The sequence below is a fragment of the Kitasatospora sp. NPDC127060 genome, from assembly GCF_042724935.1.
GTDB lineage: Bacteria > Actinomycetota > Actinomycetes > Streptomycetales > Streptomycetaceae > Kitasatospora.
The window spans coordinates 61753-75051 of the sequence record NZ_JBHXEG010000036.1 but is presented as its reverse complement, the minus strand read 5'-3'; the positions used below and the strand labels follow the sequence as shown (position 1 = coordinate 75051).

The window sequence follows — 13299 nt, the reverse complement described above, 5'->3', positions numbered from 1 at the left end:
GCTCCCGCCCGGTGCCGGGCGGGAGCAGGGTCAGGGACGGCTCCTCAAGGTGCGTCGCCCCAGGGCCTGGCGTCAGTTGCTGTGGGGGTGGGCGAGGCTGGCGGGACTGAGGATCTCGCCGAGCTGCGCCTGGGTGAGCAGGCCGCGGCGCAGCACCAGGTCGCGGACCGGGATCCCGCTGACCAGCGCCTCCTGGGCGATGCTGGTGGCGTTCTCGTAGCCGATGTGCGGGTTGAGCGCGGTGACCAGGCCGATCGAGCGGGCGACCTGCTCGGCCAGGTGGTCGCGGTTGGCGGTGATGCCGGTGACGCAGCGCTCGGCGAGGGTCAGGCAGCCGGCCCGCAGGTGGGTGAGGCTCTTCAGCAGGCTGTGGGCGATGATCGGCTCGAAGGCGTTGAGCTGGAGCTGCCCGGCCTCCGCCGCGAAGGTGACGGTCAGGTCGTTGCCGATCACCTCGAAGGCGATCTGGTTGACCACCTCGGGGATCACCGGGTTGACCTTGCCCGGCATGATGCTCGAACCCGCCTGCACCGCGGGCAGGTTGATCTCTCCGAGGCCGGTGCGCGGGCCGGAGGAGAGCAGCCGCAGGTCGTTGCAGGTCTTGGACAGCTTGACGGCGACCCGCTTGAGCACCCCGGACAGCTGGACGAACGCGCCGGCGTCCTGGGTCGCCTCGACCAGGTCGCCGGCGACCTCCAGGGGGATCCCGGTGATCGCCCCGAGGTGGGCGCAAGCCGTGGCCGCGTAGGCGGGGTGGGCGTTGAGGCCGGTGCCGATCGCGGTGCCGCCGAGGTTGATCTCGCGGATCAGCGCGCAGGCCTCGGCCAGTCGCCCCCGGTCCTCCTCCAGCATCACGGCGAACGCGGCGAACTCCTGGCCGAGCGTCATCGGCACGGCGTCCTGGAGCTGGGTGCGGCCCATCTTCAGGACGTCCCCGAACTGCGCCGCCTTCGCGGCGAAGGCGTCGCGCAGCTCGGCCATGGCCGCCAGCAGCCCCTGGGCGGCGAAGTACAGGGCGATCTTGACGGCGGTCGGGTAGACGTCGTTGGTGCTCTGCCCGGCGTTGACGTCCTCCAGGGGGTGGAGCAGCCGGTACTCGCCCTTGGGGTGGCCGAGCAGCTCCAGGGCGCGGTTGGCGACCACCTCGTTGGCGTTCATGTTGGTGGAGGTGCCCGCGCCGCCCTGGATCACGTCCACCACGAACTGGTCGTGGAACCGTCCGGCGCGGATCTCCTCGCAGGCCGCCACGATGGCCCGCGCCTTGCCGTCCGCCAGCAGGTCCAGATCGCGGTTGGCCATCGCCGCCGCCTGCTTGACGCAGGCCAGCGCGGTCACCAGCTCCGGGTAGGCCGACACCCTGGTCCCGGTGATCGGGAAGTTCTCCACCGCCCGGAGGGTGTGGATGCCGTAGTACGCGTCCACGGGCACATCCCGCTCGCCGAGCAGGTCGTGCTCGGTGCGCGTCCCGGGGGCGTCCGACGGGTGGGAGAGGTGGAGGGCAGGCTGCATGACGGTGTCCGTGTCCGTTTCGAGGGTTGCGAGGGTCGCCGTTCGTTCGGCGCGGGGCCCCCGGCGCCGGGCGCAACATTACGGCGAAACGGTCGCAATGGGTGTGCGAGTGTCTGCGGGGACGGCCCGTACGGTGGCAGATAATGGCCGCATGGATTCGATCGACAGCAGTATCTTGCGGGAGCTCCAGAGGGACGGTCGGCTGACCAACCAGGAGCTCGCCCAGCGCGTGGGTCTCACCGCCTCCCCCTGCCTGCGGCGGGTGCGGCAGCTGGAACAGGACGGCGTGATCGAGGGCTACCGGGCGGTGGTCAACCCGCAGGCGATCGGCCGCAGTTTCGAGGTGCTCGTGTCGATCGAGCGCGACACCACGATGGTCGCCGCCTTCGAGGAGGAACTCCTGACCATCCCCGACGTGGTGGAGGCGTACCGCCTGATGGGCAGCCCCGGCTGCCTGCTGCGCGTCGCGGTCGCCGACCTGGCGGCCTACGAGAAGCTGTGGACCGAACGGCTGACCCGGCTGCCCGGCGCCACGGCCGTCAACTCGCAGATCATCATGAAGCCGATCAAGCAGCGGGACGGCCTCCCGGTGGACAGCTGATCCACCGCCCGAAGGCGGGGCGGCCCTCGGACGGCGAGCCTCGGAGGGCGGTCCTCGCAGGACGGTCCCCGGCGGAGCGAACCTCGGAAGGGCGATCCTTGGAGCATGCGCGCCGCCCGCCTGATCCGCATGGCCCTCCTGATCCAGTCGAACCCCGGCCTGACCGCCGTCGCACTCGCCCGCGAACTGGAGGTCTCCGAGCGGACCGTGATCCGCGACGCCCAGGCGCTCCAGGAGGCCGGCCTCCCCGTCCGGTCGGAGCGCGGCCGGGTCGGCGGGTACTTCCTGGCCCCGGGCTACCGGACCCGGCTGACCACCCTCCACCCGAGCGAGGCGGAGACCCTGTTCCTGTCGGGGCTGCCGACGGCCCTGCGGGACCTCGGCCTCGCGGACGCGGCGGTCACCGCCCGGCTGAAGCTCGCCGCGACCCTGCTCCCGTCGGTGCGCGAGGCCGCCGAGTCGTCGTCGCGGCGCTTCCACCTCGACGCCCCGGCCTGGTTCCGGGAGCCGTCCACGCCCGAGCTGCTGCCCGACCTCGCCCGCGCCGTGTGGACCGACCGGGCCGTCGAGCTGGCGTACGCGCGGCCCGGCCGGGACGGCTCACCCCCCGCCACGGTGACCCGGGTGGTCGAGCCGTACGGGCTCGTGCTGAAGGCCGGCACCTGGTACGTCGTGGCCCGGGCCCGAACCCCGGACCCTGCTGAGGCCTGGCGCACCTACCGCGTCGACCGTGTCACGGCGCTCGCCCCCGCCCCCGGCGGCGAGGAGCCGTTCGTCCGCGACACCGCCTTCGACCTGGCCGCGCACTGGCGGGACCGCTCGGCCGCCTTCGCCCGGGCGCTGCTGCGCGCCACGGTCACGCTCCGGCTGACCGAACGGGGGCTGCGCCGCCTGCCGGACGTGGTGGACGGGGCCGCCGTCGAGGAGGCGCTGGCCTCCGCGAGCGCCCCGGATCCGGCCGGGCGGGTCACCCTCGACCTGCCCGCCGAGTCCGAGGACGTCGCCTTCGACCAGCTGTCCCGGCTCGGCGCGGACGCCGAGGTGCTGGCCCCGGCCGCGCTGCGCGCACGTTTCCGCGAGCGTGCGGTGGCGCTGGCCGCCCTCTACCGGGACGGGTCCGGGGACGGCGAGGGTCAGCGGTAGTCCTCGGCGGAGGCGTCCTTCCCGCCGTGGACGACGTCCTCGAAGTACGCCCAGGCGTCCGGCCTGCTGCCGTCCACGTCCGTCACCCCGTACACCCGGGCGAGTTCTCCGCTGGAGGTGGACCGGCCGTTCCACCGCGCGGCGCGGTCCGGGTCGGCGGCCAGCGCCGCGACCCCCCGGGCCAGGTACTGCGGGGACTCGGCGATCGCGTAGGTCGGCTCCTCGGCGATCGCGTCGCGCCAGTTCTCCTCGCGGACGCCGAAGTGGGCGAGCATCTGCTCCGAGCGCAGGAAGCCCGGCGAGACCGCGACCGCCGCGCCCCCGTACTCCGCCAACTCCTGGCCCAGGCCGAACGCGAGCCGGATCGGGGCGTTCTTCGCCAGGTCGTAGTACATGTTCTCGCGGTAGCGGCGGTTGGCGTGCGCGGTGCCGTCGGTCACCTCCAGGTGCAGCGGCGCGTCGGAGCGGATCAGCAGCGGCAGCAGCAGCGCCGCCGTGATCACGTGCGAGCGCACGCCGAGCTCCAGCATCCGCAGGCCGTCGGCCAGCGGGGTCTCCCAACTCCGCTTCCCGAACACGGATCCGGCGAGGAGGTGCTCGCCGCCCCACAGGTCGTTGACGAGGATGTCGAGCCGGCCCTGCTCCCGGTCGATCCGTTCGACCAGGGCCCGCACCTGGGCCTCGTCCAGGTGGTCGGTGGGGACCGCGATACCCGGTCCGCCGACCGCGGTGACCAGTTCGGCCGTGTCCTCGATGGTCTCGCCGGGCCGGCCGACCTCGCTGACCCGGGCCCGGGTGGTGCGGCCGGTGACGTACACCGTCGCACCGGCCCGGCCCAGCTCGACGGCCAGCGCGCGCCCGGCCCCGCGGGTGGCACCCGCCACCAGCGCGATCCGGCCGGCGAGCGGGGGGGCGGAGCCGTCCCGGTCTTCTCGACGCGCGCCCAGGGCGTTCCCGGCCGCGTTGCTCATGTCCCCGTTGCTCATGCCCTCGTTGCTCATGCCCTCGTTGCTCATGTCATCCATCGTTCACGGCAAACCCGACAGAACACGTCACCCTTTACGGGCGGTCGCCCGTCCGGGCCGAACTCCCCCGTACCATCAGCTCGGTGGCCAGCTCCAGCCCTTCCGTCGGCCCGGCGGCGCCGCGCACCTGGTCGAGCAGCCGGGCCACCAGCGCGGTGGCGATCGCCCGCAGCGGCAGCCGGACGGAGGTCAGCGGCGGGTGCAGGTGGGGGCAGAGCGGGGTGTCGTGGAAGCCGGTGACCGCGACGCCGCCCGGGCCGACCGCGAGCCCCTCCGCCCGCACCGCCTCGTACGCGTCCAGGGCCAGCAGGTCGCTGCCCGCCACCACGGCGGTCGGCCGGTCCGGCCCGCGCAGCAGGGCCCGTACGGCCGTCGGCTCCGGACCGTCCACCGTGGCGGCGGACAGGCCCAGCCGGTGCGCCTCGGCGCGGAAGCCCGCCCGGCGCGCGGCCATCCAGGGCAGGTGCTCGGCCGCTCCGAGGTAGCCGATCCGGCGGTGGCCGAGGGCCGCGAGGTGGCGGACCACGGCGGCCGTCGCCGTGTCGTTGGCGATGTCCACCCAGTGCTGCGGCTGGGCCGGCCCGGTCCGGCCGAAGGCGACGAACGGGACGCCGAGCCGGGCGACGTGATCGACCCGGGCGTCCTCGGGCAGGACGTCCGCCAGGACCAGCCCGTCGACCTGGCGGGCCGCCACCAGTTCCTCGATGGCGGCCCCCGGGTCGGCCGTGCCCCGGGCCGGGCGGAACAGCAGCACCCGCTGCCCCTCGGCCCCGGCCGCGTCGACCAGCGCCTCCAGGAAGCCGGCCATCAACGGGTTGGGGTCGTGGGGGTCGTCCGCCGGGGCGAGGTAGCCGAGGGTGCGGCGGGCGCCGCTGCGCAGCGAGCGGGCCGACTGGTCGGGCTGGTAGCCGAGTTCGCGGATCGCCGCACTCACCCGCTCCAGGGTCTCCCGGCGGAGCAGTTGCGGGGCGTTGAGCGCGTTGGAGACGGTCTGCCGGGACACCCCGGCCACCCGGGCGACCTCCTCGATGGTGCTGGCACCGCGACGCGGTCGGTGCGCTCCCTCCGGCATGCGGTCCTCCAGGTGTGCGGGGCCTGCGGGACGGATGGTTCCCGCAGGGCCGGTGGGGCGGGTGGGACGGTCAGGTGCGGCGCAGGGTGAGCAGCCCGCCGCGCGGCACCGCGACGGTGTCCGTCCGGTCGAGGTCGACCTCGCCCTGCCGGACGATACGCCCCCGGGCGTCCTGGACGGTGAGGGCGGTCGTCCCGCTGCCGCCGGTCAGCCGGACGTCCGGGTCCGGGTCGGCGTTGGCTACCAGCAGGGTGTGCCAGTGCGGGTCCGAGGCGTCCACCGGCAGCGCGGCGTACCGGGCGATCGCGACCGTCCCCTCGCCCAGGGCGGTGACCAGCGGGTAGCCGAGGTCCGGCCGGCTCGGGCGCAGTTCGCCGAGTTGCAGGGTGTCGAGGTGCTCGCGGCAGACGCCCAGCCAGAAGGCGATCGCCGCGCGCTGCCCGGCGGTCTGCGCGGCGAGGTCGACGGAGATCTGCGGCACCGAGAACAGGACGTTGATCAGGTGGCAGGCGATCTGCTCCGGTAGTTCGGCCGGGTGCCACATCAGCATGTCCGAATGCACCGGTACCGGTCCGGCGGCCAGCCGCAGGTCGACGGTGCGCTGCCGGTTCTCCTGCGGGCTGAGCGGGCAGTCGGTGGCCCGGATCATGGTGACGTACGGCCACAGGCCGGGGCTGACGTACGGCTGGCGGTGCTCGATCATCGCCTCCGGGTCGGCGGCGGTGATCCGGGCGCGGATGGCGGCGAGCAGCTTCCGCACGCCCTCGTCCACGTCGGCGCAGTCCGCCTCCGGGCCGGCCGGCGGGGGGTCGGCTCGGGCGAACCAGTCGACGAAGTCGACCTTGAGCCCGTCCATGCCCCACTCCTCGACGGCCCGGGCCAACCGGTCGGTGAGGAACGCGCGGACCTCGGGGTGGCGCGGGTCGGCGACGACCGCGCCCAGGTGGGCGACGTCGGCGAGGGCGTGCCGGCCGATCGTCCGGTGGGCGGCGCTGTCCTTGCCGATGAACGGCAGCGCGTACCAGAGCAGGTAGCGGACGCCGAGGTCGTGGACGCGCCGGACGTGCGCGGCGGTGTCGGGCAGCGAGAGCGGCTCCCAGTCGCCGCAGTGGGCGTAGCCGCGGGTGCGGTCGGCGGTCATCCAGCCGTCGTCGACGATGATCACGTCCAGGCCGAGTTCCTTGCCGAGCGCGGCCTGGGTCTCGATCCGCTCGGGCGAGACGTCCTGGTGCATCGAGTACCAGGTGGAGTAGGCGGGGCGGCGGGCGGCGTCCGGGACGACGGCGGGGCGGCCACGGCCCGACCAATGCGTGAGGTCGGCCAGGCACCGGGCGAAGTGCCGGCCCGAGGTGTCGATGCGGACGGTGAGCCGGCCCTCGGCCCCGGCCCAGAAGCGGAACTCGCCGCTCTCCTCGACCACTCCGGCCCCGGCCAGCACGTCGGGCCGGTCGGCCGCGAAGGCGCAGCGGGCGGCGTCCCCGGTGGCGACCAGCGCGGCGATCGGGGCGCCGGCGGCGAGGCCGGTGCGACGCGGGGCGCTCCAGGCGGCGGGCAGCCAGCCGGTGCCGCGCGGTTCCGGGGTCCAGAAGGAGGTGGCGTCCACGCAGGGCACCCGCCATTCGATCCGGACCTCGGACGGGCCTTCGGCGGTCACCTCGGCGGTCACCTCGACCACCCCGTCGGCGATCTCCCGGACGCGGCCCGCACCGCTCACCCGCAGGTCCAGGCCGGGGGCGGCGAGCGGGCTCAGCGGGCCGGCGGCGGGGGCGTGCGGTTCCCAGACGGCTGTCACGGGCTCGGGCTCGGTCCCGGTCGCGGTCGAGGGCTCGGTCGAGATCGGGGACTCGGTCGAGGTCGGGGACTCGGTCGAGGGCTCGGTCATGCCGCTCAGCCTTTCGTGGCGCCGGCCAGCAGGCCGGAGATGAACTGCCGCTGGAGGACCAGGAAGAGGACCATCATCGGCAGGGTGGACAGCGCGGTGCCGGAGAGGATGGCGCCGTAGTCGGTGGTGGCCTGGTTGCCGTAGAGGGTCGCGAGGGCGACCGGCAGGGTGTGCATGTCCGGGCTGCGCAGGGCGATCAGCGGCCAGACGAACTGGTTCCAGGAGCCCAGGAAGAGGAAGATCGAGAGCGCCGCGAGCACCGGCCGCATGACCGGGACGACGACGTTCCACAGCACCCGGAACTCGCCCGCGCCGTCCACCCGCGCGGCGTCCAGGAGTTCGTCCGGCAGGCCGGCCAGCGACTGGCGCATCAGGAAGATCGCGAACGGCACGCACAGGCCGGGCAGGATGATCGCCTGGTAGGAGTCCAGCAGGCCGAAGTTCGTCATCATCTTGAACAGCGGTACCAGCATGACCTGTTCGGGCACCACGAGGGTGGAGAGCAGCAGCGCGAACAGCAGGGTGCGGCCGCGGAAGCGGAACTTGGCGAAGGCGTAGCCGGCCAGCAGGGCGACCACCAGTGCGCCGAGGGTCTGGACCCCGGCCACCAGCAGGGAGTTGCCGAGCACCCGGAACAGGCCGATCCGGTGGTCGAGCCGGTGCAGGTTCTCGCCGAGGCCGCCGCCGGGCAGCAGGTGCGGCGGCCAGTCGAAGATCTCGGTGTCCTTGCGGGTGGTGGAGATCAGCAGCCAGTAGAAGGGGGCGACGGAGAGCCCGGTGAGGCCGGCCAGCAGGAAGGTCAGCGGCCAGCCGCGGAGCTTCTTGGGGTTCATCGGTCCTTGTCCCCCATCAGGCGCATCTGGACCGCGCCGAGCACGGCCACCAGCAGGGTGAGCGCGTAGGCGATGGCCGAGGCGTAGCCGAAGTCGAAGTAGCGGAAGCCGTTCTGGTACAGGTACATGGAGACGGTCAGGGTGGCGTTGTCCGGCCCGCCGCCGGTCAACACGTACGGCTCGTCGAAGAGTTGGAGCGTGCCGATGGTGGAGAGCACCACGGTGAACAGCAGCAGCGGGCGCAGCGCCGGGACGGTGATCGCGGTGAAGCGGCGGACCGGCCCGGCGCCGTCGACCATCGCGGCCTCGTACAGCTCCCTGGGGACGGACTGCAGGCCGGCCAGGTAGATGACGGCGTTGTAGCCGGTGTAGTGCCAGGTCAGCACCAGGACGACGGACATCCGGGCCCAGAACGGCTGCCCGAGCCAGTCGACGGCGGGCAGGCCGACGGCGTCCAGCAGCCAGTTGACGGCGCCGTCGTCGCGCCTGAGCAGGAAGGCGAACATCACGCCGGTGGCGACCAGGCCGGTGACGGCGGGCATGAAGACGCCGAGCCGCCAGACGGCCCGCCAGCGCACCAGGGCGGAGTTGATGCCGACGGCCAGCAGCAGGGCCAGCCCGAGCATCAGCGGGACCTGCACGACGAGGATCTCGGCGGTGTTGCGCAGGGCCGTCCAGAACAGCGGATCGTCCAGCAGGCGGCGGTAGTTGGCCAGGCCCGCGGGGCGGGTGGCGGCACCGGAGCCGGTGGTGAAGGAGAGCAGCAGCGAGTCGACGACCGGGTAGGCCTTGAACACCCCGAAGGTGAGCAGGGCGGGGGCGAGCAGCAGGTACGGCAGGGCGGTGCGGCGCAGGCGGGCCCGGCGGCGGGCGCGCTCGGTGCGGCGGGCGGGGCGGGCCGGCCCGGTGAGGACGGGGGGCGGGGCGGTGGCGGTCATGCGATGGTGCGCCCGGTCTGCTGGGCGAGCTGCTTGGCGGCGTCCTGGAGGACGGTGGCCGGGTCTCCGGCCTTGAGGAAGACCTTGGTCTGGGCGTCGCCGGCGAGCTTGAGGGCGCGGGCGTAGTCGCTGGAGTAGTTGGTCGGGTCGCCGCCGTCGGTGGCCAGTTCGGTGAAGGTCTTCAGCGGGGACTGGCCGCCGTAGTAGTCGCTGGGCTTCGCGTACATCGGGTCGGCGTAGGCGTCCACGAGGGCGGGGAAGACGCCGCCGCCGTTGAACATGGCGTTCACCGAGGCGGGGCGGGTGAGCGCGTACTCGACGAACTTCCAGGCGGCGCGGCGGCGCGGGCTGCCGGCGGAGACCGCGAGGTGAGTGGAGTTGACCAGGGCGGTGCGCTTGCCGCCGGGGGTGACGGCCGGGGGCTTGGCGAGGCGCCAGTCGCCGCTCTGGTCGGCGAACTTGGCCTCCAGGTAGTGCACCGCCCAGGCGGGCATCGGGGCGACGGCGAGCTTGCCGGCCTTCATCAGGGTGGCCCAGCCCTGGTCGCCGGGGGCGTCGGCGACCAGCCCGGCGTCGTCCAGGCTCTTGAGGGTGGCCAGGGCCCGGACCTCCGGCTGGGAGCCGAGGGTGATCCGGCCCTGGAGGTCGAAGTAGAAGGCGCCCTGGAGCTGCATCAGGGACTGCACGAAGTCCAGGTCGGGACTGGGGTTGGCGGCCTTGTTGATGCCGACCAGCGAGATGCCGGGGTTGGCGGCCTTGAAGCGGTCGGCGACCGCCGTCAGGTCGTCCCAGGTGGCGAAGGTGGTGGGGTCGAGGCCGGCCTTGTCGAAGTAGTCCTTGCGGTAGAAGAAGCCGAGCGGGTTGACCTCCCAGGGCAGCGCGTAGGCGTGGCCGTCCTTGCCGGTGACGACCGGCCACAGGCCCTTGGCGAACTTGTCCTTGTGGGCGTCGGCGCCGAAGCCGGAGAGGTCCGCGAGACCGCCGGGGAACTTCTCCAGGTAGCCGGGGAGGTAGTCGCAGCCGATGTGCAGGACGTCGCCGAGGCCCTGGCCACCGGCCGCCAGACCGACGGTGATCTTGTCCCAGATGGCGGGGTTGCCGATGTCCTGGACGTCGACCTTGATGCCGGGGTTGTCCTGCTCGAAGGCCGGGACGACGGCACGCAGGGCGGCGGCCGCCGTGGCCCAGGACCAGACGGTGACCGTGCCGGTGTCGGCGTCCCCACCTGCGGCGCCCCCGGAGCCGGAGCCGCAGCCCGCGAGGGTGCCGCCGGCGGCGAGGGCCAGCAGGCCGGCTCCGGAGGACCGGAGCAGGTCGCGACGGGAAAGGTGTGACATTGCATTCCTCCCGGTGAGGTGGCGCTGTGCGGGAACGGGACGGGCGTGGGCAGGGGGTTCGCTGGGATGCGCGCGGATGCATTCGCGCGTTCGGGTGTCCGTCCGTGGATTTGAACGTTCAAAACCACAAAACAAACCAGAACTGAACAGATTCGCACGAGCGGGAGACAGCAAACGCCCCCGCTCACCACGCCGTCAAGACCCCGGCCCCGGTGGGACGGGCACCGCAACCGTTCCGTTACCGCCCCTCACCTCTCCGCCCCGACGGAGCTGAGGAACCTCCGCCCGAGCCCGGCGAGGGACCTCCGCCGACGGCGCCCGGCTCAGCTGCGGACGACCGGGGCTCCCGTCAAGTCCACGCCCGCGCTGCGCAGTTCGGAGAGTGCGGCATCGGTGGTGCCGGCCGCCACGCCCGCCGTGCAGTCCAGCAGCGCCCGGGCGTCGAAGCCGGCCCGCCGGGCGTCCAGGGCCGTGGCCTTGACGCAGTGGTCGGTGGCGATGCCGACCACGTCGACGGCGTCCACGCCCCGGTCGTGCAGCCAGTCGGCGAGCGGGGTGCCGTCGGCGGTGAAGCCCTCGAAACCGCTCTTCGAGGCGGAGTGGGTGCCCTTGTAGAACACCTCGTCCACCGCGCCGGCCTCGACGGCCGGGGTGAAGGCCGGGTGGAACTCGCCGCCCTCGGTGCCGACCACGAGGTGCACCGGAAAGGAGTCGTCGAAGTCGGGCTGCTCGGAGAAGTGGCCACCGGGGTCGACGTGATGGTCCCGGGTGGCCACCACCCGGGACCAGCCCTCCCGCTCCGGCCCCTGGATCAGCGCAGCGATCGCCCGTGCCCGGTCGGCCCCGCCGCCGACCGGCACGCTGCCGCCCTCACAGAAGTCCTTCTGCACATCCACCACGATCAGCGCGCGCGCCATCGAACGGCCTTTCCTCCGGGGGGTCCCACCGATTCGCGGCCCAGCTTGGCGTGTTGACGGCCGTAGACGAAGCAACCGGGCGGCCGTTCACTCGAACGGGTTCGGGCGCCCGACGGAACCCCGAACCGGGGGCGCCCGAAGCGGCTTGACGATGGCGCCGGGGCACACGGCGGGCCGCCGCGCGGTGGGCTCCCGTTCCATGTCCCCGGCCGTCCCCGGCCTCCATGCTTCACGGCACGATCTCGCCCTTGGAGCCCAGCCATGCCCGAACCCTTGCGCAGGCGCGTACTCGCCCTCCTCCTCGCCGTCCTCTCCGTCCTCGGCTTCGGCCCCGGCCTCGGCCTCACGACCGCCGCCACTCCCGCCTCCGCGACCCCGGAGACAGCCGCCGCCGCTCCTGCCGCCGTCACTCCCGCCGCCGCCGACAGCGGGACCTTCCAGCAGGTCGGCGGCTTCGGCTCGAATCCCGGCAACCTCGCGATGTACAGCTACGTCCCGGCCGGCCTGCCCGCCGGGGCGCCGCTGGTGGTCGCCCTGCACGGCTGCACCCAGACCGCGACCGACTACTACCGGGGCTCCGGCTGGCCCAAGTACGCGGACGCCTACCGCTTCGCCGTGGTGCTCCCACAGACGAACTCGACCAACAACCCGCTGTCCTGCTTCAGTTGGTTCGACTCCGGCAAGGACACCCGTGGTAACGGCGAGGCCGCGTCCGTCGTGCAGATGGTGAACCGGGCGGAGGCGCTCTACGGCTCCGACCCCCACCGGGTGTTCGTCACCGGCCTGTCCGCAGGTGGTGGCCTGACCGCCGACCTGCTGGCCGACTACCCCGACGTGTTCGCCGGCGGCGCCGTCGACTCCGGCGTCCCCGCCCAGTGCGCCACCACCCAGGCCGCCGCCTCCGGCTGCCAGAGCGGGAGCCAGCACCTCACCCCGGCCCAGTGGGGCGACAAGGTCCGCAACTCCGACCCGGGGTACGGCGGTCCGTGGCCCCGGGTGGCGATCTGGCAGGGCACCGCCGACTACACCGTCCAGTCGGTCAACGGCACCGAGCTGCGCGACCAGTGGACGGACGTGTGGGGCATCGGCCAGACCCCGTCCGCCACCCGGAGCCTTCCCGGCGGCACCACCCTGACCACGTACGACGACGGCGCCGGCGACCCGGCCGTCGAGCTGTACTCCGTCTCCGGAATGGGCCACGGCCTCGCGGTCGCCCCCGGCTCAGGCCCCGACCAGTGCGGCACGACCGGCGCCTACTTCCTCGCCGCCATCTGCTCCAGCTACTACACCGCCCAGTTCTGGGGCCTCACCACTCCCGTGACCGGAGGCGGACTCCCGGCCCCCGGCGGACTCGCCGTCACCGGCAGCACGGCCGGCTCGGTCTCGCTCGCCTGGAACCCGGTCCCCGGCGCGGCCTCCTACGACGTCTACCGGGACGGCGTGAAGGTCAACACCGGCGCGGTGACCGGAACCGGCTACACCGACGCCGGCCTGGCCGCCGGCACCTCGTACGGCTACACCGTCGCCGCCGTCGACTCCGCCGGCACCGACGGCGACCGCTCGGCCGTCGTCAACGCGACCACGGCCGGCGCCGCCCCGAGCTGCTACACCGCCGACAACTACCAGCAGACCGTGGCCGGCCGCGCCCACCAGAGCGGCGGGTACACCTACGCCAACGGCTCCGGTCAGGACATGGGCCTGTGGAACGTCCTCACCACCCACACCCTGGAGGAGACCTCCCCCGGCTACTACGTGATCGCCGACGCGGGCTGTCCGGCCGGCACCGGTTGACAAGAATCGGGTGAGAAATCTCCCCGGTCCACCTCTCACCCGACTGTGTCCGGACGAAGGAGCCCTGGCAGGCCTGCCGACGGAAGCCGCCTGCGCGGACCGGGACCGGTCGGGTGGGAGAACCGGTGCGCGACGGGCCATTGAGACCTCACCGCCACCGCGCCTACACTCGCCGCCGTCCGTGACCTCGCGTCCCGGACGCCCCCACGTACCCGGTGTCGTCGGATCCGACCCGGGTCCCGGGCCGATGT

The 13299-nt window shown here is 73.4% G+C and carries 11 protein-coding genes; 3 read left to right on the top strand and 8 right to left on the bottom strand.

Annotation, left to right across the window (positions count from 1 at the left end):
* Nucleotides 1-72 precede the first annotated feature (72 nt).
* Nucleotides 73-1509 (bottom strand): aspartate ammonia-lyase, encoded by a 1437-nt coding sequence (gene aspA, locus ACFWIS_RS21025; protein ID WP_380455620.1) that lies wholly within the window; start codon nucleotides 1507-1509, stop codon nucleotides 73-75.
* Nucleotides 1510-1660: 151 nt separating this feature from the next.
* On the opposite strand from aspA, the gene ACFWIS_RS21020 reads away from it, so the two are divergent.
* Both ACFWIS_RS21020 and ACFWIS_RS21015 read left to right on the top strand, forming a co-directional pair.
* Nucleotides 1661-2110: an Lrp/AsnC family transcriptional regulator gene (locus ACFWIS_RS21020; protein WP_380455622.1), complete on the top strand. Its 450-nt coding sequence runs from the start codon at nucleotides 1661-1663 to the stop codon at nucleotides 2108-2110.
* A 105-nt stretch (nucleotides 2111-2215) separates the two neighbouring features.
* Nucleotides 2216-3253: a helix-turn-helix transcriptional regulator gene (locus ACFWIS_RS21015; protein WP_380523950.1), complete on the top strand. Its 1038-nt coding sequence runs from the start codon at nucleotides 2216-2218 to the stop codon at nucleotides 3251-3253.
* Here the strand turns inward: ACFWIS_RS21015 and ACFWIS_RS21010 are convergent.
* The 7 genes from ACFWIS_RS21010 to ACFWIS_RS20980 form a co-directional block, all read right to left on the bottom strand.
* Complete coding sequence (locus tag ACFWIS_RS21010; RefSeq protein ID WP_380455748.1) at nucleotides 3244-4224, bottom strand: SDR family oxidoreductase; 981 nt, start codon at nucleotides 4222-4224, stop codon at nucleotides 3244-3246. The genes ACFWIS_RS21015 and ACFWIS_RS21010 overlap by 10 nt on opposite strands.
* 88 nt (nucleotides 4225-4312) lie before the next feature.
* On the bottom strand, nucleotides 4313-5350 hold the full coding sequence (locus ACFWIS_RS21005) for a LacI family DNA-binding transcriptional regulator (RefSeq protein ID WP_380455626.1): 1038 nt from the start codon (nucleotides 5348-5350) through the stop codon (nucleotides 4313-4315).
* 70 nt (nucleotides 5351-5420) lie between these two features.
* Nucleotides 5421-7232, bottom strand: coding sequence for a glycoside hydrolase family 36 protein (locus tag ACFWIS_RS21000; protein WP_380455628.1), 1812 nt, complete (start codon nucleotides 7230-7232; stop codon nucleotides 5421-5423).
* Nucleotides 7233-7237: 5 nt separating this feature from the next.
* Nucleotides 7238-8065: a carbohydrate ABC transporter permease gene (locus ACFWIS_RS20995; protein WP_380455630.1), complete on the bottom strand. Its 828-nt coding sequence runs from the start codon at nucleotides 8063-8065 to the stop codon at nucleotides 7238-7240.
* Entirely contained in the window at nucleotides 8062-9003 is a 942-nt protein-coding gene (locus ACFWIS_RS20990) for a carbohydrate ABC transporter permease (RefSeq protein WP_380455632.1), read from the bottom strand. The genes ACFWIS_RS20995 and ACFWIS_RS20990 overlap by 4 nt, the downstream gene beginning before the upstream one ends.
* Nucleotides 9000-10340, bottom strand: coding sequence for an ABC transporter substrate-binding protein (locus tag ACFWIS_RS20985; protein WP_380455634.1), 1341 nt, complete (start codon nucleotides 10338-10340; stop codon nucleotides 9000-9002). The genes ACFWIS_RS20990 and ACFWIS_RS20985 overlap by 4 nt, the downstream gene beginning before the upstream one ends.
* Nucleotides 10341-10663: 323 nt before the next feature.
* Nucleotides 10664-11257 (bottom strand): isochorismatase family protein, encoded by a 594-nt coding sequence (locus tag ACFWIS_RS20980; RefSeq protein ID WP_380455636.1) that lies wholly within the window; start codon nucleotides 11255-11257, stop codon nucleotides 10664-10666.
* 261 nt (nucleotides 11258-11518) lie between these two features.
* On the opposite strand from ACFWIS_RS20980, the gene ACFWIS_RS20975 reads away from it, so the two are divergent.
* The gene (locus tag ACFWIS_RS20975; protein WP_380455638.1) at nucleotides 11519-13048 is read left to right on the top strand and encodes a PHB depolymerase family esterase; all 1530 of its coding nucleotides are present in this window, start codon (nucleotides 11519-11521) and stop codon (nucleotides 13046-13048) included.
* Nucleotides 13049-13299: the final 251 nt, after the last annotated feature.